Origin of the sequence: Vibrio sp. 1-Bac 57 (assembly GCF_037546855.1) — a bacterium.
In the GTDB taxonomy this organism is placed as follows: Bacteria; Pseudomonadota; Gammaproteobacteria; order Enterobacterales; family Psychromonadaceae; genus Psychromonas.
The window spans coordinates 144109-169336 of the sequence record NZ_JALAAC010000008.1 but is presented as its reverse complement, the minus strand read 5'-3'; the positions used below and the strand labels follow the sequence as shown (position 1 = coordinate 169336).

Below are 25228 nucleotides of genomic sequence, written 5' to 3'. Positions count from 1 at the left end.
TTATGATTGAATTAACTATTTGGGACTATAGTAATATAGTCTCTAAGCTATTCATTTATATTGGAGTCGCTACTGCAATCGGTGGTCCTTTTATGGCTTTTTTAATAAATTCCTCCGTTAATAACAAGTCAATTCTTCATTATATTGTCATAAGCTGCGTTGTAGGTTTTATGGCGGTCATTGTGAACTTTTTCATTCAGGTTGGGACTTTTTCTGAGGCTGGTGTCTCAGGTATGTTTGATACTGATATGGTTAGTTTTCTTTGGCAAAGCGCTGTTGGTGAATCAGTTGTATGGCGTTTGATCGCATTTACTACATTAGGTGTGGCATTATTTTTTGGTCACTTTAATGTAAAGTATGAAACGTTTAGTGTAAAACATGCAATATTCACATTATTCTATGTTGTTACGATCCTGTTCTTTGCATATTCATTTACTTTTGTTGGTCATAGTGCCGATATCGGTAGTGTCGCAAAATGGTTGATAGGGTTTCATATTATGACCATGGCTTGGTGGGTCGGTGCGCTATATCCTTTATGGCTTAGTTGTAAATTATTGCAACCCCCTGCACTGTATAAGTTAATGTGCTTGTTTGGCCAAATAGCAATGGTTATGGTGGGGTTATTAATCGTTTGTGGTATTAGTTTGTTGTATTTAGTTTTTGATAGTCCAGTTGAGTTGTTGACGACGCAATATGGTCAGGCAATACTACTAAAACTTGTATTTGTGGTTTGTATTTTATTGATTGCTGCTTACCATAAATATCATCTTGTAGAAGAAGTGCAAGAAGAGAAAGTTTGTCACAAGTTACAAAGCTCAATCAAAAATGAAATTATAATTGCATTGATAATTTTAACGGTTACCGCTGTACTGTCATCTGCTTTAGGGCCCATTAGCTTAGCTTAAATGACAACAAAAAATGTCGTTTGCTAAGTTGTCGAATTAGTCGACTGAAAGTTATTGTTGAGGCTTATTATATTAATAAGCCTCTCCTCAGTCTGATTGCTAGGCGATAGTTTTGCTTAGTTTCTTGTGTAAATTTTATTATATATACCCGTTACCAATCAAGATGCATTATTTAGTCGCTAACTCGGACATCAAGGCAAGGCGTAACATGATGACTTTTCGAGCGGTTAACTGCGTTAATGCTCTATCGGTGGGTGTAAAACAAGTATTGCCCTTAAATGGCTAGCACTTATCGAATGTTACAACGCCACCTTAATGACAGATAAGTATTTTCGAGTTGGCGACCCCCAAGGCAAGTCTTGAGGCAAACATCTTCGTTCCTCGTTATTAATGGGCATAAAGTCTCAATTTAACCCGCTAGATTTTCAACGTTACCTAGAATCTGCTCACCTTCTGGATTGCTGATTTTTGCATCTTGAATGATGACGGGTATGTATGACAACAATGTACAACAATGGACAAAGGGGATTGAACTGGGCTTAATTGTAAGGAAGGAGTTATTTGATGTTAAACACTTCAATAATATAGTTGAGCAAAATCATAGTACTGATAATCTAAAATAAATACTTATCTTTTACTCAACGTTATTATCTAAACTAATTTATGAAGCTCATTTTAATTATCTGATTCGTATATACGGTAGTGATATTTTACATCAACTAATGCTTGATATTTAATAACATTTGGCTGTTTCGAGAACTCTTTCACTGTCACTTCTTTATCTACGACCATAACAGATTTAACATCTAGATTAATTAAAGATGTTTTGAGAATTGTTACCAGTTCTTGTGATGACTTACCATGTAAATTACCCATGACTTCATAACCTTGCTGATAAGCTGCGTTACGACTCGTTGTTGGCTCAGAAACTAACGTTGTTGTCTTGGTAATTAAGCTATAATTTGCGCCCGTATTCATATGAGCTTTATCCATAGTCTCAATTGAATCAGCCATGGTGTGGGTACTTACTAATAATAAAGTTGCTACTGCTAATAATGATTTTTTCATGTGTATTTCCTTTGCTGTGATTGATTTACACTAATAATAACCAAATCATCATGACACCATGCTGTCGCACAGATTACGACTTTGTCATGTTTTAATCTGCAGTAAGAATACAGTATTCTGTTATTTTATAATTTAAGTTCATCAATACTTACTTGTTGCTTTGTATGTATTGAAAATAGCGTATCGATATCGCTAATGACTACTAGCCCTTCATCTTCACTATTGCTATGAGCTGCATCAATAATAATTTTTGCTACCTGTAACGCACAGTCCTGGTTTGTATAAATATCCATCTGTATGTGTGTGGAAAGTGTATTGATATTATACAAATCAACATAAGTACCTTTGCCTTCAACAGAGTGGATTGTAAATCCAATGTTAGAATGTTGCTTTAAAGCGTTTTCAACTTCAGTTAATTTTATTTGATCAAAAATCGCAGTGACTTTTTTATATGACATATAACCTCCTAAAATAATTAATAAAAGTATTTACACCAACACACCAATCTATCTAAGTATCAATTTACCTAAGCACCTATTAACTTATGCTTGTTAAAATGAACGTAAGCTTGTTATTGATTTTGTAATGAGAATTCTAGTTACTGCAATCAATACTTTGCTTTCATCCATTTTTCCTAGCACCTAAAAAGATCTCTTAATTAGATTGCTATTTAGAGTATAAATTAACTTGATTTTATGACTGGTTATCTTCCCCACAAAATAAGGAACATGACAATATTGTCATTCTTCTGTCATGTTGGTGGGGGGGAGTTAAGCTTATGATTGTCAGCAGTTAATTAATAATTAAGTATAGGGTCTATGTAGATGAATAAAGCAAATAAGATGTTCAATTTATCACGGCGCGAATTATCAAAAAACATTCTGGTTGCCGGAACATTACTGGGGTTAACACCATTAATGCCAATCGCGATGGCAAAATCAAAAAAAGATAGCAGGTTTGATCAATCTCATCAGAAATCGACATTATCGGGTGATGAGTTTTTTTTAACGGTTGGTGAAACGCTGCTCAATATCACAGAGAAAAAGCGTATTGCGACCACTATAAATGGATTAATTCCTGGGCCAACCTTACGCATGAAAGAGGGGCAAACTATAACCATTCACGTTACTAATACACTTGATGTGGATACCTCCATTCATTGGCACGGTATTATTTTACCGTATCAAATGGATGGTGTACCCGGTATCAGTTTTGTTGGCATTAAAGCTGGGCAAACCTTTACTTACCAATTTACACTCGCACAAAGTGGGACTTACTGGTATCACTCTCATTCAGCTTTTCAAGAAATGACGGGTATGTATGGGGGTATTGTTATTGAGACTGCGGAACAAAAAATAAATATTGAGCAAGATAAAGTGATTGTTTTATCTGACTGGACTGATGAAAATCCGATGGCAGTATTTGGAAAGCTTAAAACCCAAGGGGATTATTATAATTATAATCAACCAACCCTATTTGATTTTTTCAATGATGTTGAAAAAAGTGGCCTTTCAGGTGCGATTGGAAAGCGTAAGATGTGGAATGAGATGCGTATGAGTCCAACTGATTTAGCAGATCTTTCTGCTAATACGCTGACTTATTTAATGAATGGGCAGAGCAGCAAAAATAATTGGACAACGTTTTTTAAACAGGGTGAGCAAATCCGGTTACGCTTTATTAACGGAGCAGGTAATAGTTTTTTTGATGTGCGTATTCCAGGACTTAAAATGACCGTTGTTGGTGCAGATGGTGGTGAATTAGAGCCGGTTGAAGTTGATGAGTTTAGGTTTGGTCCTGGTGAAACTTATGATGTATTAGTTAAGCCAGCGGAAGCTGCTTATACCATTTTTGCACAGGCAATGGATAGAAGCGGATATGCACGGGGAACATTGGTGAGTAGCCCGGGTTTATCAGCAGAAGTGCCGGCATTAGATCCGGTTCAAGAATTAACCATGGTCGATATGATGGGGGATATGTCGAGCATGGATATGGGTAACATGGCAGATATGGATATGTCTAAAATGGATCATTCACAAATGGAGATGCCTGCCAGCCGTAATAAAGCAAGTCAGACAGTATCCCATGCTATACAAGAGCAAGGCCCTTCTGTTGATATGCGAGTAGATACACCACGTATTAATTTGGATGACCCTGGTGTTGGGTTACGTAATAATGGGCGCCGAGTGTTAACGCTTGCAGATTTAAAAACCGTTGGTGGAGTCATTGACGTTCGCCCAGTTGATAGAGAGTTAGAGTTGCATTTAACGGGCAATATGGAACGTTATACTTGGTCCTTTGACGGGGTAGAGTTTGGTAGTTCAACCCCAATCCATCTTAACTACGGAGAGCGCATTCGTATTATTTTACATAACGATACAATGATGACACACCCTATGCACTTACATGGCATGTGGAGCGATTTGGAAGACGCTGACGGTAACTTTCTAGCTCGTCGGCATACCATCCCTGTACAACCTGCGCAGCGTTTAAGCTTTTTAGTCAGTGTTGATGCAAAAGGGCAATGGGCTTGGCATTGTCATCTTCTTTTTCATATGGAAGCGGGTATGTTTCGCAAAGTGGTGGTGTCATGAACAAAACAACCTATATGCCGTTGGTTAAGAGCATCAGTTTATTGAGTTTATTGAGCATTTTATCTTTTAGTAGCTTTGCGCAGCAAATGACTTCTCATGCTGAGATGCAAAAGATGGATCATTCACAGATGGATATGTCTGGAGACAATGAGAAAGACTCCCTGTTATTAACAACACGTTCAGCACACCAGTATTCTGATGGTTATACCCTTAAGGACGCTCCATTTTCAATAGCTGGGCCTAAGCAGCTAAAACTTGCTGATGAAATGCTATTTTGGGGGGTGAATGTAGACCGCTTTGAATACAGCAATAACCGTGGTGATTATGAATGGGTTTATGACAGTCAATTTTGGGTGGGAAGCGATTATGATAAATTATTAGTTAATTTTGAGGGAGAGCTTAGCGATAGCGGGAAACTTGATGAGTCCAGCAGTGAGTTGTTATGGAGTTCTGCTTTGACTACATTTTGGAATACTGAGCTTGGTCTTCGTTATGATACGGGTGAATATGAAAACCAAACATGGCTGGCTGCTGGTGGCTCTGGGCTAACACCTTACTGGTTTGAAATCGACGCTATGTTTTATTTAACTAAAGGTGGGCAAAGTGAATTTCAGATTTCAGCTGAATATGAACTATTACTTACGCAGCGCTTAATACTGCAGCCTAGTATTGAGCTTAGTGCATTTGCTAAAGATGATTTAGAACAGGGTCAAGGTAAAGGTGTTTCCGATGTTGTGCTTGGTGCACGGCTAAGGTATGAAATATCACGCCAATTTGCTCCTTATATCGGCGTAGAGTGGGTCAAGTTATTTGGAAACAGTGCTGACCTTAGCATAAGCGAAGGCGATGAGAGTCAGCAAATCAATTGGGTCGCTGGCCTAAAATTTTGGTTTTAAGCAATAAATATAGATAGGAAAAAAAATGAAAAAACTTACTTCTGTTTTATTACTAACATTATTCTCTGCGGTGGTATCTGCAAGTGCAGGTCATGAAGAAAATAAAAATTTAGATGCGATAGCAAGTACATTGCATAATACAACGCGAACTATTGAAGTGACAATGGATGATACAATGCGTTTTACGCCTGATGTTTTGAATGTTAAAAAAGGAGAAACTGTACGTTTAATGATAAATAACATCGGCCAATTAAAACATGAGCTGGTGATCGGTGAGATCGCTGAGTTTAAGCAGCATGCTAAAATGATGCAAAATATGCCCAATATGGCACACGATGAGCCTAATGCAGTTAGTTTAGAAACTAATGAAATGGGTGAGATTATGTGGACATTCAATCGTTCTGGTAAAATTAGTTTTGCCTGTTTAATTCCTGGCCATTATGAAGCAGGAATGAGTGGAACATTTAACGTTAAATAATTAGTAGGCAGCAATGAAAATTTTGATTATTGAAGATGAACCCAAAACAGGGCAATACTTACGACAGGGATTAACTGAATCAGGGTTTATTGTAAACCTGTCATCTAATGGTATTGATGGTTTGTATCATGCAACTAGCCAGCATCATGATTTAATCATTTTAGATGTAATGCTGCCCGATTTAAATGGGTGGCAGATTCTCGCACAGTTGCGCAAACAAGATAATGAAACACCTGTTATATTTTTGACTGCTCGCGATAAAGTTGAAGATCGTATAAAAGGACTTGAGCTAGGTGCTGATGATTATCTTATTAAACCTTTTTCTTTTTCCGAACTATTAGCTCGTGTACGTGCAATTTTAAAAAGAGGCAATAAAAGCAATACTGAAACAAATACTCTGTGTATTGCTGATTTAGAGTTAGATTTGTTGCGTCGCAAAGTACAACGTGCAGGCCAAAAGATAACATTAACCGCGAAAGAATTTAATCTACTAGAGTTCTTTATGCGCCATCAAGGAGAAGTACTTTCACGCGCTTTAATTGCATCTGAAGTGTGGGATATGAATTTTGATAGTGATACTAATGTCATTGATGTTTCTATTCGCCGATTACGTAACAAAATAGATACTCCTTTTGATACAAAGTTGTTACAAACTATGCGCGGAATGGGGTATGTGTTGGAGGCGAAAGAGATATAATATGTTTAAGCATTCTTTAACTCAACGTTTAACATTATATTTTTTAGGCTCAATCCTGCTGGTGATTAGTAGTGTATTGTGGTTAGTAAACGATGCCGTTGGTAAGCATTTTATTGAACAAGACAAACAGCAGCTTGAAGATAAAATAAGCGTTTTACAATCGCTTTATTCCAATAACAAAAGCAGTAACTTAATGAACATTACTAGTGAAGTTGCTCGCCATGCAGGGTTAACGATTCAAATAAAAGATCAAAACAAAATTATATACGGCGAAGCATTGCTTGATTCTACTGAACAAGTTAGACAGTTGATGAAGGTGTTCTATTGGTCAGATAATAGCGCGAAGTTTCTTGCGATGCGTTTTGAAATGAAGGGTAAAAAACCTGAACTGCCACTACTTCAAGCCACTCTCTCCGTTAATATTAACCATCACTTGGAATTTTTAACTGTTTTTAAAGAGATGTTAATTAAGTTCACATTAGTTGTGGGTGCGTTGAGCGTTCTATTATGTTGGTTTATGACACGACAAGCTTTATTACCGCTGGTTAAGTTGACTAAAAAAGCATCGTTAATTTCAAAAAAAGATTTAAGTAAACGTATGCCAACTCATAATCTGCCTATCGAAATATACTCATTATCATGTACATTAAATCAAATGTTAGATCGACTTGAAGTGGCCATGACTGCGCTTACTCACTTTTCATCAGATATTGCACATGAATTACGTACTCCTGTAAATAATTTGATGACTGAAACTCAAGTTTGCTTGAGTTATCCAAGAGAGAAGGAAGAGTATATTAATACGCTGGCCTCTAATATTGAGGAATATGAGCGTTTATCACGCATGATTACAGATATGTTGTTCCTTGCAAAGTCTGATAATCAACACTTGAATATTAATAGAGAGCAGCTTTCATTAGAGCAAGAGGTGAGTGATATTTTTGATTTTTATGAAGCACTTGCAGAGGAAAGTTCGGTCTCACTATTATTAATCGGAACGGCTACACTGAGTGGTGACAAGTTGATGTTACGACGTGCTTTTAGTAATTTACTATCCAATGCCATTCGCTACGGTGACAGTGATAGTGAAATTATAGTCAAGCTCAACGAGCAAAATGGACAAGTAATTGCAACTATTGAAAATAAAGGAAAAACAATCTCAGCTGATGATATTCCACACCTATTTAAGCGTTTCTATCGGGCCGATAAATCAAGAACACATAGTAAACATGAAGGTGTTGGGCTTGGGTTGGCAATTACCAGATCGATTGTTGAATTACACAATGGGAAAATATCCGTCGTGTCAGAAAACAATGTTACAAAATTTACACTTTGCTTTAACGCTGGGAGTAAACGTATTTTATAAATGACTTCGCTTGTTTGCTTAAGCAAAATACCTTTGCATTGTGAGTTTTATCAATGGAATAATTATTTGTTGTAATTCTCGACTTGAACTAATGACTTTAGCTTCAATTGCTTCACTATACCGGCTAATTGAGCATTGGCATTTGGATACTGTCATCTCAACAACCTCTGCATCAGCTATGCGATAATATCTCGATGAAAAATTCTAATATCTACGCAGGTTATCGCTTCCTGCACGAATAATTAGCCATGCAGTTTGGCTAGAAATGAAAGAACAAGAGGGCTGCTATACGCTTTTTAAGAATAAGGATGCATACAGTTAAAGGTTGTGACGGAGATACTGTCAAGTTAATAACTACCTCACTAATTATGCGATAATCTGCAGATGAATAATTCTAATATCTACGCCGGTTATCGTTACCTTGCACAAATCATCAGCCATGCCGTTTGGCTTTATCATCGGTTTACACTTAGCTTTCGTGATATTGAAGAACTGCTCGCTGCTAGAGGCATTGTTGTCAGCTATGAAACGATTAGACAGTGGTGTAAAAAATACGGTGCTATCTATTGCAACAAGATCAAAAAGAATCGCGGTCAACTTGGTGATACCTGGTATTTGGATGAGGTCTTTATCAAAATAAATGGCGTATTACATTACCTTTGGCGAGCGGTTGATCAAGATGGTGATGAAATAGATATTTTAGTTCAGAAACGAAAGAATAAGGCGGCAGCGATGCGCTTCTTTAAACGATTATTAAAAGGGCAGGGAGGTACGCCATTAAAGGTTGTGACTGATAAACTAGCAAGCTACTCTGCAGCAAAAAAAGAATTAATGCCAAGTGTAGAACACTCAACGGTTCAGTATGAAAATAATGGATGTGAGCTCTCACATCAGCCTACTCGGCAACAAGAACGACAGATGCGTAAATTCAAATCACAGGGTCAAGCCCAGCGGTTTTTAAGTTGCCACGGAGTGGTAAATAATCTGTTTCGTTTTGGCCGTCATTTAATGCAAGCGAAACATTATAGAGCATTCCGCGATCGCTCATTCTCTGAATGGGTGCAGGTTAGTTGTATCCAAAATTTAGATTAAGGCTATTTTTATAGCCTTTAGTCATCCTAGTCAGATAAGTTGACAATACCCTCTATTCGCCCATGACCCGCATCTACTTCTTCATGGAATTGATGAGGTACATTAGAAAAATTATCTTCACGACAAATAGTAAAAAAGTCTTTAATCGATTGATGAAAATGCCCCTGATGCCTTTAACTGTAAGTATATAGTCAGCACCTTTGCTTTTAATTTTTGTTGCAATCGCTTTTTGGCAGCCTATTGCATCAATCGTTACTATGCTACCTTCGACATCTAATAAATCGAGGAGTTGAGGGATTGCGGTGATCTCATTTGATTTTTCTTCTGTCTTTATTTGGCCAAGAACAACACCGTTATTTGCAGCAAAAGCACTGACCATGTGGATTGCACTCTTTTTAGATTGCTTATCAAAAGAGCCTCTGACTGTTTTGCCATCGATGGCGATAACTTCGCCTTTTGTTGAGACATGAGCCGCTTTCATCCAGCTGATAAAACAATGTTGTAATTTGTCTGGTGCTATTGTTGAAATAACACGGGCTATTGTGTCATGGACTGGAATACCGTTTTCAAATGAGCCATATTTATTAAGCAGTTCTTTTTTATTATGAGCAACTTCTTCTATAGCTTCCCATCCATCGGCACCACAGATGACACCCACAATAAGTGTTAATAGAATATCATGAAGTTTATGCTCAACTTTAGACTGTTGGCGAAGATCGGGAATTGAAGAGAAATGTTCATTAAAAGCAGATAACATAAATGGCTTCTATTTATAAGAAGCCTATTTGATCATAGTTTACTACATGAATACAAGTTCATGATCTTGCCCTGGTTAGCAATGGAAACTAACCATAGCAGAATGTGAAATCTCTAAGTTTGGGAAATGTGACATCACTATATTGGATTCACATTTATTAACTTTTCGAAGCTACTTTTTAGTTCATGATTACTATAAGTATACAGTTGTCACATATTTACTAAATTTAAGTAATCAGGTGATACTTATCGTGTTATTTTAATAAAATAACAATCTATTTTAGTTGCTTGGGTTTATATTTGAATTTAAGTATCACTTGATTGCAAATTACAATGAGGATGTGGTTATGGAAAAAATTATGATGTTTATAGAAAGAAAATTGATGCCTATCGCAGGTAGAGTCGCTCAACAAAGGCATTTAGGGGCAATTCGAGATGCATATATTTCGTTTATGCCGTTCATTATTGTAGGTTCAATTTTACTGGTTATAAGCTCATTCCCAAGTGTTGCGTATAAAGAGTTCATGGCATCTATATTTGGTGTTGACTGGGGAAATAATATTGAGATCCCATTTTCAGTGATATTTGCTGGAATGTCATTATTCATATCGTTTTTAGTCGCTTACCGACTTGCTGAACGATATAACATTGATCCCATATCAGCAGGAATACTTTCGTTATCTGCATTTTTAGTTTTAACGCCATTTGCAAAATCTGATGCTCTCGGTGTTGTAATACCAACTGAATGGCTTGGATCTCGTGGTTTATTCGTCGCTATGATCAGTGCTATCTTATGTACAGAAATATTCAAATGGTTCATTGATAAGAAGATCACAATTAAAATGCCTGATGGTGTTCCTCCTGCAGTAGAGAAGTCATTTGCAGCACTCATACCTGCAACAGTTGTTCTTTGCCTTGCCCTTGCGGTAAGACTCATTTTTGCATCAACGGACTTCAATACTATCCACCAATTTATTTATGATGTTCTCGCTACACCGGTTCGTTCCTTCGGTACATCATTCATTGGCGCAATTTTAACTGGTATATCAATCACTGTCTTATGGTCCGTAGGTATCAATAGTGGATCGATGGTTAACGGGATAATGCGTCCTGTATGGGCAGAAAATCAGCAGGATAATTTAACTGCAGTAGCAAATGGATTGACCCCTCCGCACGTCATAACAGAACAATTTTTTGATATGATATGGATGGGTGGTGCTGGAGCAACATTATCGTTAATTATTGCTGTTCTTATATTTGCCCGTTCACAACACGTTAGGAAGGTAGGTAAACTTGCGGCAGGATCCTCCATTTTTAATATTAATGAACCTGTTCTTTTTGGACTACCAGTTATCATGAACCCAATCATGCTTATTCCGTTTAATTTAGTACCGATTATTCTAATTTCAACTCAGTATATCGCTATGTCAACTGGCTTGGTTGCGACTACGACAGGAGCATTTATCCCATGGACATTACCTGCTGTATTCTCTGGTTTTATTGTTACAGCAAGCGTTTCAGGTGCAATTATGCAGATAGTTAATCTAGCTATAGGTGCAATTATTTATCTTCCTTTCCTCCGGGTTATTGATAAACAATATCAGGCCACAGAAGTGAAAATTAAAAGTGAAAAATCTGATACAACTATCGATCAAGCAGTTAAGGCATAAAAAGGATGACAATGAAAAACAAGAATTGGGGAATGATCGGTACCTGGCGCATGGCATTTGACGGCATCAGCCATGGAACAAAAATGCTTAGTGATAATAAAAGCGCCGAAAGTGCAGTTATCACTGCGGTAAAAGAAGTTGAGGACTATCCATATTACAAAAGTGTTGGATTCGGTGGATTACCTAATGAAGATGGCGTTGTGGAACTAGATGCAGCATTCATGAATGGTACAACGTTAGCTGTTGGAGCCGTAGCTAGTGTTCGAGATGTAGAAAATCCAATTTTGGTTGCTGAAGCACTGAGTAAAGAGCGATTCAATAGTTTCATGGTCGGTGTTGGAGCTGAAAACTGGGCTTTTAGTAACGGTTTTGAAAAAAAAACAATGTTAACTGAGCGAGCTAACCAGCATTATGTGAAACGATGTAAAGAGACTATAGGTCGTGGCTTATCTCCTTATACTGGACATGACACTGTAGGTATTGCTGCTCTTGATATGAATGGAAATATTTGTGTTGGTACATCAACAAGTGGCCTGTTTATGAAGCGAGCTGGTCGCGTTGGTGATTCACCTGTTTCTGGTTCTGGTTTTTATGCCGATAGTGATGTTGGTGCAGCAACCGCAACCGGCCTAGGTGAAGATCTTATGAAAGGTTGCGTTAGCTATGAGATAGTCTCTCGTATGAGGACTGGCATGTCGCCGCAAGAGGCGGCAGAGTCGACAATTAATGATTTGGAAAAAAAACTGATTGCTAGGTATGGACGAGCAGGTGACTTATCAGTTGTATGTATTAATAATGAGGGGGATTTCGGAGCAGCTACTAATATAGATGACTTCTCCTTCTCTGTATCAACTTCAAAACATGAACCAACCATCTATGTCTGCGTTCGTGATGGAGAACATACAAAACATAAAATTGCTACTAATGAATGGTTAGAGGCTTATCAAACAAGAATAACCGCCACAATCGAATAAAAGGAATCATCATGAAAAAAATTTTACTAATTTGCGATATGGGTATGTCAACGAGTCTTGTTGTTAAGCGCATGAAAGAAGCTGCTGAATCGAAGGGGATCGAAGTTGTAATTGAAGCTAAAGGCTCTCAAGAGTTTAAATCTGTAGTTAATGACTTTGATGTCATTTTATTAGCGCCCCAAATTAGCTATAAATTAGCTGAGTTTAAAGTAATTGCTGACGAAAGAGAAAAGCCCATCGATCTAATTAATATGATGGCTTATGGGATGACAGATGGTGATAAAATCCTTTCTCAAGCTTTTGAACTGATTGCTTAAGGGCCAGAAATGAATAATGAAGATTATGAAATGAATGTGATGACACTAATTGTCAGCGCAGGTAATTGTCGGAGCTTACTAATGCAAGCGATGTCTCAATCCAGATTAGAAAATTTCGATGCTGCAGAGGCTAGCATCGAAGAGGCAGAGTCCGCTCTTAAAGATGCACATTTGATACAAACAAAGCTAATTGAATTTGATGAAGGTGAAGGCAAATTACCAATACATATAGTTATGGTTCACGCACAAGATCATCTCATGAATGCGGTTCTATTGATGGACCTTACTAAAGAGATTATCTACCTTCACAAAAAGATAGCGTGATTTTTTAAGAGGGTTCATCAGTGGGGTATTGCCTGCTTTATTTATTGGAGAAGTAATTGGAAATTGAAGTTTGTGTTGATAACCACGAATCATTGCTCACAGCCTGCAAGGCTGGGGCTGATAGAATCGAGTTATGCAGCTCGCTTGAGCTTGGTGGGCTGACCCCTTCTATTGGCTTCGCGATAGCTGCGGTTGTTGACTCCGCTGTACCGGTATATGCAATGATAAGACCTAGAGCCGGTGATTTTGTTTATAGTGATGAAGAGATAAATATTATGATAAATGATATTTATCTCTTTAAGTCTATCGGTGTTGATGGCGTTGTATTTGGCGTATTAAACGAAGATAGTACAGTTAACACTAAAGCGCTACTTAAACTTGTTACTGCTGCTAACGGTATAGGGGTTACTTTTCATCGAGCATTTGATTTAGTAGATAACCCGTTCGATTCAATTTTTTTATTGATCGAGTACGGCTGTGACAGAGTGCTAACCTCAGGATTAAATGCAACCGCTATCGAAGGCGTTGAATTAATCTCAGAACTAAACAAAATTGCAGGTGCTAAAATAAAAATAATGGCAGGCGCTGGAGTGTCGCATGTCAATGCATTGGATATAGTTAACATAACAGGGGTATCTGAGATACATCTATCAGGAAAAAGGTTAAGACCGAGTAAAATGATCTCAAGTAAAGGCGTTAAGATGGGGAAACACTGTGACAGTGACGCTAATATATCGATAACTTGTTACGATAAAATTAAGCAAGTAGTTGACCTGTTTTAATTAATTTCCCGTTTAATGATCAACGGGAAATTATTATTTATTAGTAATAAATGAATAAGGGGTCTGAGAATTTAATCGGTTCCGAATAATACGTTTGTTCAGCATATCTTCATATTCAAGCACCACTGCGCCAAGTCCAAGCCGCTTATCAAAAATTTCACCCGATAATATTTCATCGATACATATATTGAAATTATGGATGTTCACCCCATAGTCATCATGCATGAAAGCGTCATCATGAGATGTCACGCTATCACATATGTTATTAGCTATCGTCATTGCAATCTTATTAGGCGATGATTCTATGTAATCAAATCCATGAGGAACTATATTTAGTAGGAAATCTGAAATATTATCTATTGCCTTTTTATCCCCATCATCAACCAGTGCAAAACTAATGTATGAGCTCTTATCATCTATGAAGACCAGAAGGTAGCGAGTCTGCTTTGACATCAAAGGTGGCAGCTTGAAACAGTCAAGAATAACTTTGTTTTTTTCTTGCTTAGAGTTATTTTTTTTAATTCTCCCAATACCATATTTTTTGAGGCACCGACTAATACCGACTCGCGATGTGCTTTTATTAATTAGCATACGTGATGCCTCTAACAATTCATCAAGAGAGAGATGTAATCTTTTTCTTAAGTAAATAATTAGCAACTCTTGTTCTTCAGTAAGAGTCTTATGGATTAACTTTGGCCTATGTGATTTGTCATGAAAACACTCACGATTACGCCATCGTCTAACTGTATCGATCGATATACTTAGCTCTTTCGCTAGTTCATTATCCGACTTAGATGAAGACTGAATATATTTTCGAGTACGCGGCGTTGTGCTTGCATTTGAGTGTAGTTTTAATTCCATAATTTTATTCTAGGCACCTTTATATCTTATCTCATTATGGCGTTTAATTTTAAACATGACTAGTTGATATGTCGAAGATTGGCGTATTTAAGGAAGATTAATTGAAAGAGTTTGTGGCATTGATCAATAGAGTATTGATATGGGATTAATGGGAATATGCCTTGTTTTGAAAAACGACTCTACTCCAGACGGTACTGTCAAGTTAACAACTGCCTCCCCAATTATGAAATAATCTGTAGGTGAATAATTATAATATCTACGCAGGTTACTGTTATCCTGCACAAATAACCAGCCATGCAGTTTGGCTTTATACTGAGCTTTAGTGATATTGAAGAACTGCTCACAGCTAGAGGTATCGTTGTCAGTTATGGAACTATCCGGTAGTGATCTAAAAATAAGGTGCTATCACATAAGATGACAATACCAATTTATTAACAAAGTGATTTTAATAATATTTAATCTTTTTTATCGCCTGTATTGTGAATCAGAATAAATGTCATGAACATTATGTAAATGAATAGGTGCGATGAATACTTTTTCAATTTCCTCCCTTTTGTATAAAGCTTCTCACTGGGACTGATTAACTCTAGCCGGATTGCGCCATTTCCTCCTCTACCTGTGCGGGTTCCTTGTTTTTCTTCTATAGTAGAAATACCTGTTAAAATAGCGCTCCACTCCTCTTTAATATTGCTATTTCTAATATTGAACTTAACTGCTCGCCAATGTGATTTAGGAATAGCAAAACTAAAGGTATCGAGGAATTTTTTTAAAGTTGAAGGGCTGTTAAATCGGATCCCTGATTTATTACTAGAGCAGTGAGTTAAGCTGTAATTCATCATTTCAATGATATTCACTTTGTTTGGTTTGTAATTTTCACGCAGAGCTGTGATGAACTTATCTGCATACTTCTTTTCCTCTTGTGTTTTTAAATTTCCAAGGACTAAAGCATGCGTTCTATTTTTTGAGAAAAGGCGTGAAATAGCATAGATTTCCCCTGTGTTATTAAGTGCTTTATTAACATTGTCACGATTTGAATCAATGGTTATTGATTTGGTAATAAGACTGTTAGATAACCATTTCTCGATTGTTTCTTGTGAAATGTGGAAGCGATAAGTGAGCTTATTTATGTCTTCTCCACTAGAGATTGCTTCTAAAACTTGATAACAGTTAGTGATACTAATATCTTCTTTAGTTGGTATATCTAAGCGGGTTATTTCAGGATCAATGCTAAGAACACTTTTGCTTAAATCGACTCTATGTAGCGAGTTGTTTAATGGCGTTATACAGTCTTCTATTAACACTTCTTTATTCTCTTTCAATATCCTTTGAAATTCACGACGAGAGCACAGTCCCGATACTTGCGCTTCACTTAAAGAAATGACTGTCTTTTTTTCAGTGGAATTAGGGGCCGATAATAGGTCGCTAAGATGTAAATAGTGTTTAAAAGTCATACTAGGACTTTCGTGTCCTGAAAATGCTGCTATTTCCCAGTATCCGTAACTATAAGTTGATTTAAATAATATGTTCTTTATTTTTTTATTTTGTTCATCAGAGTATGGGAAAAATCCTGGTAGTAATGATTTAGGGGCATCGTGCTCTAACATCAATTGAAGCCGGCTAAGGCAACTATGCCTTAAATGATAAAATACATAGTGTTGTTCGCCAGATAAAGCGCGAAGTACTTTTCCAACATAATTTGATACGTTAAACATATCAAAGGGGGTGTGTAAGTCTATTCCCATCGTTAATAATGGTGCAGTCTTTGCAACGTTATCTCTTTTTTTATTAACAAGGTATTGAGATACCAAGTTATTCTCTTCGTCTGTTAGAAGCGGGAAAAGTGGTATTTTTCGAAGACTACTCGCTGTTTTATTATTTCCTAAATTGTTAGATCGAATATCAATCCACCCTGTAGCAGAATTTTCGATATTATCTATTTTGAGTTTATATAGCTCAGCCATACGTAATCCACAACGATATGAAATGATGCAAACGGTTTGAACAAGAAGTTTATCTGATGCATTAATATCAGTTAATGTACTTATATGAACTAAAAGAGCTTTAAAAAGTGCTTCATCAACGATGCCTGCTCGGGTGTGACTTTTGCAGGCATTGGTATAAAAGAACTCATCACTTATTACGGGTAGATTGAGTAAAGGCAATGCAAAAGCATGAAGTTCTTTTAATCGACCCATATAATACTTTTCTGATTTTGATGTCATGTGTCGATTGGCTTGCTCTTGATAGGCCTCTTCTAAATCAATTGTCGTTGTGATGTTTGATAATGAACTTTCTGAATTCATTAATATCCAATACTTAACTTGATTGAGCATGTATTGGTGAACTGTTTTTGCGGAGCAGCCATACGTTTTATGGATTAACCATTCAATGAATACCTGTTGCCAATCACTAAATTGATATTTACCCAGTAATGCTTCTAATTTACTTCTGGTTTTTTCTTGCGATACTTTATTCCCTCTTTCAGTTGGCGCGCAGGCTATTTTTAATTGGGTAATGTATTGATTTTGGAGAATTGATTTTTGGCCGACTCTAGTAGATGGAGGGCGCGTATGTTTTATGTGTACATCGTTGCTAAAAGAATAAAATGAAGATGATTCAACTGGATAAATGATTGGGACTATTAAACGCTTTAAATTTGAGGTCGGCAATGAATATGAGTGAGTGCGGCCAACTCTATATTCTATGAGTGCTTCACTAATATTGGGCTTACTATGTAATTCATACCAAAATGCAGCACATGAACAGAGTTGTTTTAGGCTAGATGGAAAGTGTTTATTGAATTGAAAATTATTATTTATGATAGCCAAAAGCGATGATGCATCATGAGGATAAAGCCAATTTTTTTTATCTACTTTCTGCCACAGTTTGAGTTGTCCGAGTGTTTTTGAAGAAAGGTAGCATTGATAAGTAGTAAGGCGTTTTCCATTGAGAGTATCATTGGTATTAAGGTGATCACTCTCTATTTCTAATGTTACAAAAGTGTAATCTGAAAAGCCTTGTAAAGATAAGTCTTCCCTCGAGCTTAATAAATGATTAAAGGACTTTATTACATCAATGTTGCAGTGCCCTGAATCCATTAATAAAGAAAGTAAAAGGCATTGATAACGGTACTGTGGCTCTTGAGAGGTGTTTTTTAAATTAGCCTGTTTCCATTCATGAAAACTATCATAAAGAGACCATGCCCCTTTAAGCCACTTAGGGGAGCGAAACTGAATGGGGGGCTTGTTGGTTATCAGGTAGCTTGGCGCCGAATATATCCAGCCATGTTGCTCTTGATAGTGCTTTATTGTGTTTAGTCCACGATTAAAAGCTAATCGGTAATCTTTTTGTTTTCCAAAAGTATCGCTTAATCCTTGGCTAAATTTATCCCACATTGTTAGAAATTCATCTTCAGAAGGAGGCATTACTTGGGTGAAAATCGAATCAAATAACGCCGTTGATTTTTTACTAACTGCTTGAATATGTTTGTAGCGGTTTTCCCCCCGAGTCTCTTCTCCTATTTTTCCTCCGTGGTTATTACTCATTTGCTCCTCCAGATAATAAAAGAGTTAAATGCTTTTCAAGTATGTCCCTTACTTCAAATAAATTGTGTCTACTCATTTGGCTAAATTGTGCAAAAGGTAATTGGTTTGAATGCATATGTCCTAACCACGCGCCAATGATTTCATCGGATACCTGGTGGTTAAATAAAAGGGTTCGTAAATAATGGCGTGTCCAATTCTCCGGTAATGGAAAAATCTGGTTAATATGTAACATATAAGTTGAGGGGCTAACTTCTTGGATCTCTTCTTGGTGTCGATAAAAGCAAAATGGCATATCCGCTTGAATAGATTGTTTATACCTGACAGATAAAACTGGGTGAGTATGAGAAAAGTAGATCGTAGCTTGCTCGCAATAATCAATGTATTGTTGGACATGAAATAGAACAGTTTTCGGGATAATGATCACTCTTCCGCTATACCCTACTACGCGCTCTTTTTCTGCTATACGATACTCGCCTGTGGCAAAGTGAATATCATTGATATAACCAAACCAACCATTTACAGGGCGGTATCCACTGACAAGCCCTAACATTAATTGAAGATAAAGAAGTCTTAAATTATGCGAGTTTTCTGAAAAATAGTCAGAATGTTCGGTTGGTATGTTATTGATTAATGTTTTTAGTTGAGAAAAAAGCGCCTGTAATATAGGCGTCTCAACAAAAAGAGGTGATCCAAGGAATAGTTGTTCAAATTCGTCATCTATATGCTCTCTTACATCTAGATAGTCAGTTTCTCCTGCAAGCCCGATATGAGTCAGATATTTAATAAAAATGGAATCTAATGTTGCATAGGGGATACGAGTATAAAAACGGGCAGGTTGGTTATTGATTTCATAACCTGTAATTAAATCAATTACGGTGCAGTCAATACCATTGCCCTTTAAAACTTGTATTAAATATGATGAAACTTTCGTTAAGGTAAGGTTAATGTCGTAATGTTTATTTAAAGAGGAAATACATTTTTTTAAATTTTCTTCTGTCATTGTCTTGAAGGTAAAGCTTGTTAACCTGAAGAGTAAATTGGAAGGTAGTAATAGTGGATAGTTGATCGTTATTTTACTCAATAAAGGTTGTAACTCTTTAAGTGCTTGCTGGGAAGGAAGTTTTAAACTGCGCTTTATACCTACGATTTTACCTGAGTTGTTTCTATAAGCCTTGCCGTTAGTAAGCTCTGAAAAAGAGTTTCCAGTTAAAAGCATAAGAAGAAGAACTTGAGATTCTTTTTGAAATGATGATTTATCCATTAAAAATTTTACACAAGATGAAACAAGAAGATGTAACTCATAAGGAGTGACATGCTGTATATCGCACGTTAATGACATACTTTTTTTCCGTATGTTCTCATTTATAGCCCTGGCTTCTATGGCTTGTGCCCCATAGCTTTTACTTATATTTTTCGCTGACGATACAATTGTCAGCGTTCTTGAGAGCGAAGAGCGTTCTTCCTCTTCACCCCAATATGGACTGTCTTTTTCTGTTGTGCCAAAGTTTAATTCTTTTATCTCTATCAGCTCTGTATCATTATCATCGCCCCACCTTTGTTTCTGAACGAACTTTAATTTACCCTCTTTTTTAAATTCTCCGGGTTTTACGTTGTGTGTTATTTTTTTTCGATTACTGAAAACATAGAATAATGATCTTTTAATTTTGCCTATTTGCTCAGGTACGGAAGTATTATTGAGGTTTTCTATATGTTGTAACTTACCAAGAGAGTCGATTAATGAAACCAGGTCCAAAGTGTTGATGTTAGGTAAATACTTGATTAATTCACCTCTCTTTCCGAGTGTACATTGTCGAAGTTCATTACATAGACGGGAGTGTTCGTGATCGCCTCGGCAACTGAGATGCATTATGGAAAGTAAAGATAGCGCTTTATATTGGTCAAATTTATTTACATAATCACTAGTTCGTTCGATTTCAGCTGAAATAAATGCGGCTATGTATTTAAGGAGTAAAAGGCGCTTTTCTTGTAGGCTCTGATATGTGCTTTCTAATGTAATAGACTCATTTCTTTGATGCTTATGCGCTTCGTTAATCAATACTTCTCGGCCATTGAAAAAATCTAAATATTGAGGTGGAACGAGGTAACATAAACGAATCACTTCATTCGCTATTGCACTATTTTCAGCCTCAGACAGACTGAACAAACTTTGGAAAAAAATAGCTTTATTTTCTTCCAAATTCATTTCATTTTTTATGATTTTTAGCGACATTTAATATGGCCTCAAAAATATTTTCTAGTAGACTTTTTTGTGTTGTGTCTGCATCAGTTTGTGACTGATGTAAAATAAGAGAGGTAGCTCTCTTCTTCTGTTTTTTTAATCCTGAAATGCTAATTGGAGTGCATTCAGATAAACTTTTTTGGGTAAGTTTTTTAGATAAGAATAATTTTTTAATAATAAATTCTGGGGCTGAATTGTTTAGTGAATTGCGAAAAGGCTCTAACTGATTTTCTTGCATTGAAGAAAGCAGAATCTTAAAAACACCAGACCATGCTTTTTCTTCAATTTCTTTATCTGATAGGTTGTCATAAACGATCAGAATTCGATCTCTAAAATCAAAACTTTCTATTGAAAATCCCAATGTTTCAAATCCACTTATTAATAGATATTTATCATCGGAACGTATTACAGAAAATATTTGTTCACTTTGTAATGACTCTAATACATTTAAACCAAGGTTTACTTTATCGAATAAAAACGATTGTGAGTGGAAAAATGAATAAGCATTTTCAACTAGTGGATGTAGTTCAATAGAAGTTTCTTTCTTCTTTGCTGTTGATAGAAGTCTTGCCAAAACAGTCACCACTCATTAATTTTTGGTACCTAAAGTGTCCTTTTTATAGTGGCCACTTTATCGATTGTCTTTTAAATATGGTGTTAAATGGCTTTATAGTCAAATTCAAAGTGTGATATTAGTCATTGATTTAAAAAGAATTGTTATTTTACAGTGGTTTGTATTGGGTATGGTTGCAGCCTTCCAAGCTGATAATGCGGGTTCGATTCCCGCTGCCCGCTCCAATATTTTTTATAGAAAGTAACTTTAAAACCAAGCTCTTATGCTTGGTTTTTTTGTTTCTGCCATTTGATAAATAAAAATCTGTGGCATCGATTATATTTTAGTGTTTTTCATCGTTTGCTAGAATGGTATAAACCATTAATAGGTCTGTAATTATCCCAAGGAGTTGCTAAGTTGACAATTCTCAAAACTGATCGAGGTTCTTTTTAATTCGGTGGTAATAAATAGCGCAGCATTCCTTACACCATTAGCGAATCGTTTTATGACTAACAACCACGACTCTAGTTACCAGCAATTCTTCGATATCACGAAAGCTGATCGTAAAACGATGATAAAGCTAAACTGTATGGTGCGGATTCAATATTGAAGTACATAACGATAATCTGCATAGATACTTGAATTTTTTCATTTGCAGATTATCGTATAATTGATAGTAGAGTTGTTAAGTTGACAATACCTGACCGGTAGCCCTTGCAATAAGTATGCTAGTATTCTATGACTTATTTATTCATAAAATGTTTTTCTAAGAGCCAACTCTAAGCCTCGAATTTCAGCAAGACCTTTTAAGCGACCAATACATGAATAGCCTGGATTGACCTTTTTATTGAGATCGTCAATAATTTGGTGACCATGATCAGGTCTCATAGGAATTGGACATGCTTCACCTATATCTCTACGACGTTTCTCTTCTTTCAGTAATGCATTGATCACATTATACATGTCGACATCGCCTTCGAGATGAGATGCTTCATGGAAACTCAGAGGATTTTTTTCACGTTGAGTCGAACGCAGATGAGTGAAATAAATACGATCGCCATAAGTATTGATCATCTTCACTAAATCATTATCACCACGCACACCATACGATCCCGTGCACATAGTGATTCCATTCATTTGATTAGGAACGGCTGAAACAAGTGCTTCGATATCTTCTATTGTTGAAACAATACGTGGTAAACCTAAGATCGGACGTGGAGGATCATCGGGGTGTAAGGCTAACTTAAGCCCAAACTGCTCACAAATTGGCATTAATTCTCTTAAGAAAAGTACCATATTTTCCCTTAGTTTTTCTTTATCAATACCTTTATATGTATCTAAACGAGCCTGAAACTCTTCAAGAGTATAACCTTCTTCTGCACCTGGTAAGCCAGCAATAATATTAGCAGTTAGTTTATCAATTTGTTGCTTGCTCATCGCATTAAAACAAGCTTTAGCAGCTGCTTGCTCTTCTTCACTATAATCAGCTACTGCACCCGGTCTTTTTAAAATTTCCAACTCAAATGCAGCAAATTCAACTTGATCAAAACGTAGAGCTTTTGAGCCATCAGCTAATTCGTATTCTAAGTCAGTACGAGTCCAATCTAGCACAGGCATGAAGTTATAACATACAGTATTAATGCCACATTCAGCTAAGTTCAACAATGATTGCTTGTAGTTATCAATCCATACTTGGTAGTTACCTGATCGTGTTTTTATTTCTTCATGTACAGGTACGCTTTCAACTACAGACCATGTAAAACCTTGTGCTTCAATTATAACTTTGCGTTTAAGGATTTCTTCTTTTGTCCATATTTCACCATTAGGAATATGATGAAGAGCATTTACAATACCAGTCGCTCCTGCTTGTTTAATATCATTTAGAGAAACTAAATCATTTGGCCCATACCAACGCCAAGTTTGTTCCATAATTAAATCTCCTATATTTAGATAATACTCATTAGTCTTTAATAATAAATTAGTTATTAAATTAAATTTCTGACATCAACGGAATAAGAATCCGTCAAATAAGGGATCATCTATATCAGACAATTCCAAAAGAGTTTGTTTTACATTTTCAAGGTGGTCCCACATCGCTTTTCTCGCCGCTTCAGGATCTTTTCGCTTCAATGCTCGCAATATAACTTCATGATCTTCTAACCAAGCAGTTCGATATGAGACATCAGTAATACGAGAGTGAAGATGACGCCACATCGGACTTTGCTCGCGTCGTAGCCATAGGTCACGAACAATGTCACTTAATACACTATTTTGTGAGGCTTCAGCGATTGTTAAATGGAACATTTTGTCACCATCATAATCACTATTTCCAGTCTTTAATTGTATGAGCTCAGTATCCAAAGCCTCACGTAACTTTGAAATATCATTCTTGGTCACATTCATAGCCGCAAAACTTGCAATTTGGCTTTCTAGTACCTGGCGTGCTTGAATTAGTTCAAAGGGGCCAATATCAGAGACCTCACTGCTGGAATTAACCGAATGAAGTTGATTAGCACTAAATAGTTTATCTACATAAACTCCTGATCCTTTGCGTACATTAACTAGTCCCTTTAGTTCGAGCATTACAATTGCTTCTCTAACTACTGAACGACTGACTTGCATTGCTTCTGCAATGTCACGTTCAGGGGGCAATCGATCTCCAATCTTAAATTCACCAGCTTTAATACGCTCTTGAAGCGCCAAACCTATTTTCTGATAGAGTCTTGTAGTAGGCATAGTAGCAATAGTCATAAGTACAGCTTAAAAGTTAATGAGTGGACATAATATTACCACGAAGTTGATCACCAAAATGCACTACTGTACTGATGTTTTTTTAAGCTTTTTAAATCAAAAAATCAGTTTAGGTCTTAAATCACTAATTCTATTAATAATTGTCAATAGAATTAGTGATATTTTAAGTGCATTAGTAATACGACAATATTTTGTTAGTAACCTTAAAAACGCATCACTGTGCTTTTAAGGTTAGTCTTCATTTTTCTGCTAATGCGTCAAAGCCAATAACGTATTCAGCGATTTCTGGATTTTTAAGTGCTTTATCATGCATTGGTTTGACTGCATCAATAAAGGGTTGTTTTTCAACTTGTACTATTTTAACCCCCATAGAATTTTGTGCTTTTTTAAGCGCCTCGTTAGTCATTTTAGCCCAAAGATCTTTATGAAAAATCATAGACTCTTTCGCTGCTTTTCTAAGAGCTTCTTGTTGATTTTTAGGTAGTTTATCCCACACTTTTGAGCTAATTAACAGTACGTCAGGAACCATTGTGTGCTCATCTTGACTATAAAATTTAGCCACTTCGCCATGACGATTATTAGTCAGTGCAGTAGGATTATTTTCAGCACCATCTACAACACCTTGCTGCAAGGCAGTATAGAGTTCACCATATGCTAGAGGTGTAGGAGAGCCCCCCATTAGCTTAACCATTTCGACTGCAGTAGGACTTGGTTGAACACGGATTTTCATACCTTTTAAATCTGCAGGAGAGTTAATAGCTTTTTGTGCATAAAAACTACGTGAGCCACCATCATAGTAAGTTAGGCCAATGAAACCTTTATCATAAGAAGATGCGAGAATTTTCTCACCAACATCACTCTGCATTGCACGATAAAAATGGTCACGATCATGGAAAATGTAAGGAATGTTAAAAGCACCATAAGATGGTTCGAAAGATTCCATTTCACTCGCATTAGACTTAGCCATATCAAGCGCGCCATTCTGTAAAAGCTCCATAGATTCGCGCTGTGTACCTAATTGTCCATCTGGATAAATTCGAATGACGACTTCACCATCAGTATATTCTTTTACTTTTTCTGCCATGTATTTCATTGATTTGTGAACGGGATGATTGCGATCCTGATTATGGCTAATCTTAAGTGTTGTAGTTGCTGATGCAAAGCTAGTAGATGAAACTAGCACACAAGATAGAAGCGTATTTAGTACTGTTTTATTCCAACTCATTATATATCTCCATGATGTAAAAAGTATTTAGAAGCTCGATACTATTGGTAGACCAATAATTTAACGATACCTTTATTGGTTACTTAGCAAGCAAAATAAACGAATTAAAGGTAAATAAAAAGCAGGTTATACTAATTG

The 25228-nt window shown here is 36.5% G+C and carries 23 protein-coding genes; 13 read left to right on the top strand and 10 right to left on the bottom strand.

The window, feature by feature from the left end; translation table 11 throughout:
* Window positions 1-2 precede the first annotated feature (2 nt).
* Window positions 3-905, top strand: a complete 903-nt coding sequence (locus tag MT391_RS07700; protein ID WP_499497417.1) for a CopD family protein — start codon at window positions 3-5, stop codon at window positions 903-905.
* 675 nt (window positions 906-1580) lie between these two features.
* Here MT391_RS07700 and MT391_RS07695 read toward each other — a convergent pair.
* The gene (locus MT391_RS07695) at window positions 1581-1973 is read right to left on the bottom strand and encodes a DUF3316 domain-containing protein (RefSeq protein WP_028868426.1); all 393 of its coding nucleotides are present in this window, start codon (window positions 1971-1973) and stop codon (window positions 1581-1583) included.
* 125 nt (window positions 1974-2098) lie between these two features.
* Window positions 2099-2431, bottom strand: a complete 333-nt coding sequence (locus tag MT391_RS07690; protein ID WP_499497415.1) for a P-II family nitrogen regulator — start codon at window positions 2429-2431, stop codon at window positions 2099-2101.
* Window positions 2432-2797: 366 nt separating this feature from the next.
* Between MT391_RS07690 and MT391_RS07685 the strand changes: the two genes are divergently transcribed.
* The 6 genes from MT391_RS07685 to MT391_RS07660 all read left to right on the top strand — a co-directional run bounded on the left by MT391_RS07685 (window position 2798) and on the right by MT391_RS07660 (window position 9093).
* Window positions 2798-4564, top strand: a complete 1767-nt coding sequence (locus MT391_RS07685) for a copper resistance system multicopper oxidase (protein ID WP_028868424.1) — start codon at window positions 2798-2800, stop codon at window positions 4562-4564.
* Complete coding sequence (locus MT391_RS07680; protein ID WP_499497413.1) at window positions 4561-5460, top strand: copper resistance protein B; 900 nt, start codon at window positions 4561-4563, stop codon at window positions 5458-5460. Before MT391_RS07685 ends, MT391_RS07680 begins: the two co-directional genes overlap by 4 nt.
* A gap of 25 nt (window positions 5461-5485) precedes the next feature.
* Window positions 5486-5938, top strand: coding sequence for a cupredoxin domain-containing protein (locus MT391_RS07675; protein ID WP_499497411.1), 453 nt, complete (start codon window positions 5486-5488; stop codon window positions 5936-5938).
* Window positions 5939-5951: 13 nt separating this feature from the next.
* On the top strand, window positions 5952-6635 hold the full coding sequence (locus MT391_RS07670; protein ID WP_028868421.1) for a heavy metal response regulator transcription factor: 684 nt from the start codon (window positions 5952-5954) through the stop codon (window positions 6633-6635).
* A 1-nt stretch (window position 6636) separates the two neighbouring features.
* Complete coding sequence (locus MT391_RS07665; protein WP_028868420.1) at window positions 6637-8001, top strand: heavy metal sensor histidine kinase; 1365 nt, start codon at window positions 6637-6639, stop codon at window positions 7999-8001.
* A gap of 384 nt (window positions 8002-8385) precedes the next feature.
* Window positions 8386-9093, top strand: coding sequence for an IS6 family transposase (locus tag MT391_RS07660; RefSeq protein WP_499497409.1), 708 nt, complete (start codon window positions 8386-8388; stop codon window positions 9091-9093).
* 73 nt (window positions 9094-9166) lie between these two features.
* On the opposite strand, the gene MT391_RS07655 is transcribed toward MT391_RS07660, so the two are convergent.
* A complete protein-coding gene (locus tag MT391_RS07655; RefSeq protein WP_499497407.1) occupies window positions 9167-9850 on the bottom strand; it encodes an ISAs1 family transposase in 684 nt (227 codons plus the stop codon).
* 346 nt (window positions 9851-10196) lie between these two features.
* On the opposite strand from MT391_RS07655, the gene celB reads away from it, so the two are divergent.
* The 5 genes from celB to MT391_RS07630 are packed head-to-tail and all read left to right on the top strand — an operon-like array spanning window position 10197 to window position 13916.
* Complete coding sequence (celB, locus tag MT391_RS07650) at window positions 10197-11519, top strand: PTS cellobiose transporter subunit IIC (RefSeq protein WP_499497405.1); 1323 nt, start codon at window positions 10197-10199, stop codon at window positions 11517-11519.
* 11 nt (window positions 11520-11530) lie between these two features.
* Entirely contained in the window at window positions 11531-12493 is a 963-nt protein-coding gene (locus tag MT391_RS07645; protein WP_499497403.1) for a glycosylasparaginase, read from the top strand.
* An 11-nt stretch (window positions 12494-12504) separates the two neighbouring features.
* A complete protein-coding gene (locus MT391_RS07640) occupies window positions 12505-12810 on the top strand; it encodes a PTS sugar transporter subunit IIB (RefSeq protein ID WP_499497401.1) in 306 nt (101 codons plus the stop codon).
* Between the two features lie 9 nt (window positions 12811-12819).
* On the top strand, window positions 12820-13134 hold the full coding sequence (locus MT391_RS07635; protein ID WP_499497399.1) for a PTS lactose/cellobiose transporter subunit IIA: 315 nt from the start codon (window positions 12820-12822) through the stop codon (window positions 13132-13134).
* Window positions 13135-13190: 56 nt separating this feature from the next.
* Entirely contained in the window at window positions 13191-13916 is a 726-nt protein-coding gene (locus MT391_RS07630) for a copper homeostasis protein CutC (protein WP_499497397.1), read from the top strand.
* Window positions 13917-13949: 33 nt separating this feature from the next.
* On the opposite strand, the gene MT391_RS07625 is transcribed toward MT391_RS07630, so the two are convergent.
* The 4 genes from MT391_RS07625 to MT391_RS07610 all read right to left on the bottom strand — a co-directional run bounded on the left by MT391_RS07625 (window position 13950) and on the right by MT391_RS07610 (window position 21135).
* A complete protein-coding gene (locus MT391_RS07625; protein ID WP_499497395.1) occupies window positions 13950-14777 on the bottom strand; it encodes a transposase family protein in 828 nt (275 codons plus the stop codon).
* Window positions 14778-15232: 455 nt separating this feature from the next.
* Window positions 15233-18322: a tyrosine-type recombinase/integrase gene (locus MT391_RS07620; protein ID WP_499497393.1), complete on the bottom strand. Its 3090-nt coding sequence runs from the start codon at window positions 18320-18322 to the stop codon at window positions 15233-15235.
* Window positions 18315-20552, bottom strand: a complete 2238-nt coding sequence (locus MT391_RS07615; RefSeq protein WP_499497391.1) for a hypothetical protein — start codon at window positions 20550-20552, stop codon at window positions 18315-18317. Before MT391_RS07615 ends, MT391_RS07620 begins: the two co-directional genes overlap by 8 nt.
* Window positions 20527-21135, bottom strand: a complete 609-nt coding sequence (locus MT391_RS07610) for a hypothetical protein (RefSeq protein ID WP_499497389.1) — start codon at window positions 21133-21135, stop codon at window positions 20527-20529. Before MT391_RS07610 ends, MT391_RS07615 begins: the two co-directional genes overlap by 26 nt.
* A gap of 64 nt (window positions 21136-21199) precedes the next feature.
* Here MT391_RS07610 and MT391_RS07605 point away from each other — a divergent pair, with 64 nt between their 5' ends.
* The gene (locus MT391_RS07605) at window positions 21200-21379 is read left to right on the top strand and encodes a hypothetical protein (protein WP_499497387.1); all 180 of its coding nucleotides are present in this window, start codon (window positions 21200-21202) and stop codon (window positions 21377-21379) included.
* Window positions 21380-21861: 482 nt separating this feature from the next.
* On the opposite strand, the gene uxuA is transcribed toward MT391_RS07605, so the two are convergent.
* The 3 genes from uxuA to MT391_RS07590 form a co-directional block, all read right to left on the bottom strand.
* The gene (gene uxuA / locus MT391_RS07600; protein ID WP_299663769.1) at window positions 21862-23043 is read right to left on the bottom strand and encodes a mannonate dehydratase; all 1182 of its coding nucleotides are present in this window, start codon (window positions 23041-23043) and stop codon (window positions 21862-21864) included.
* 75 nt (window positions 23044-23118) lie between these two features.
* Window positions 23119-23865 carry an FCD domain-containing protein gene (locus MT391_RS07595; protein WP_499497386.1) on the bottom strand — a complete coding sequence of 249 codons (747 nt, stop codon included), beginning with the start codon at window positions 23863-23865 and terminating at the stop codon, window positions 23119-23121.
* Window positions 23866-24103: 238 nt separating this feature from the next.
* Window positions 24104-25090, bottom strand: a complete 987-nt coding sequence (locus MT391_RS07590; protein ID WP_499497384.1) for a TRAP transporter substrate-binding protein — start codon at window positions 25088-25090, stop codon at window positions 24104-24106.
* Between the last annotated feature and the right edge of the window lie 138 nt (window positions 25091-25228).

Coding starts and splice junctions, on each gene's coding strand:
- MT391_RS07590 (WP_499497384.1), bottom strand. CDS start 25,090: ATGAGTTGGAATAAAACAGTACTAAATACGCTTCTATCTTGTGTGCTA.
- MT391_RS07635 (WP_499497399.1), top strand. CDS start 12,820: ATGAATAATGAAGATTATGAAATGAATGTGATGACACTAATTGTCAGC.
- celB (WP_499497405.1), top strand. CDS start 10,197: ATGGAAAAAATTATGATGTTTATAGAAAGAAAATTGATGCCTATCGCA.
- MT391_RS07665 (WP_028868420.1), top strand. CDS start 6,637: ATGTTTAAGCATTCTTTAACTCAACGTTTAACATTATATTTTTTAGGC.
- MT391_RS07660 (WP_499497409.1), top strand. CDS start 8,386: ATGAATAATTCTAATATCTACGCCGGTTATCGTTACCTTGCACAAATC.
- MT391_RS07675 (WP_499497411.1), top strand. CDS start 5,486: ATGAAAAAACTTACTTCTGTTTTATTACTAACATTATTCTCTGCGGTG.
- uxuA (WP_299663769.1), bottom strand. CDS start 23,043: ATGGAACAAACTTGGCGTTGGTATGGGCCAAATGATTTAGTTTCTCTA.
- MT391_RS07700 (WP_499497417.1), top strand. CDS start 3: ATGATTGAATTAACTATTTGGGACTATAGTAATATAGTCTCTAAGCTA.
- MT391_RS07645 (WP_499497403.1), top strand. CDS start 11,531: ATGAAAAACAAGAATTGGGGAATGATCGGTACCTGGCGCATGGCATTT.
- MT391_RS07690 (WP_499497415.1), bottom strand. CDS start 2,431: ATGTCATATAAAAAAGTCACTGCGATTTTTGATCAAATAAAATTAACT.
- MT391_RS07615 (WP_499497391.1), bottom strand. CDS start 20,552: ATGTCGCTAAAAATCATAAAAAATGAAATGAATTTGGAAGAAAATAAA.
- MT391_RS07620 (WP_499497393.1), bottom strand. CDS start 18,322: ATGAGTAATAACCACGGAGGAAAAATAGGAGAAGAGACTCGGGGGGAA.
- MT391_RS07670 (WP_028868421.1), top strand. CDS start 5,952: ATGAAAATTTTGATTATTGAAGATGAACCCAAAACAGGGCAATACTTA.
- MT391_RS07625 (WP_499497395.1), bottom strand. CDS start 14,777: ATGGAATTAAAACTACACTCAAATGCAAGCACAACGCCGCGTACTCGA.
- MT391_RS07595 (WP_499497386.1), bottom strand. CDS start 23,865: ATGACTATTGCTACTATGCCTACTACAAGACTCTATCAGAAAATAGGT.
- MT391_RS07640 (WP_499497401.1), top strand. CDS start 12,505: ATGAAAAAAATTTTACTAATTTGCGATATGGGTATGTCAACGAGTCTT.
- MT391_RS07695 (WP_028868426.1), bottom strand. CDS start 1,973: ATGAAAAAATCATTATTAGCAGTAGCAACTTTATTATTAGTAAGTACC.
- MT391_RS07685 (WP_028868424.1), top strand. CDS start 2,798: ATGAATAAAGCAAATAAGATGTTCAATTTATCACGGCGCGAATTATCA.
- MT391_RS07680 (WP_499497413.1), top strand. CDS start 4,561: ATGAACAAAACAACCTATATGCCGTTGGTTAAGAGCATCAGTTTATTG.
- MT391_RS07655 (WP_499497407.1), bottom strand. CDS start 9,850: ATGTTATCTGCTTTTAATGAACATTTCTCTTCAATTCCCGATCTTCGC.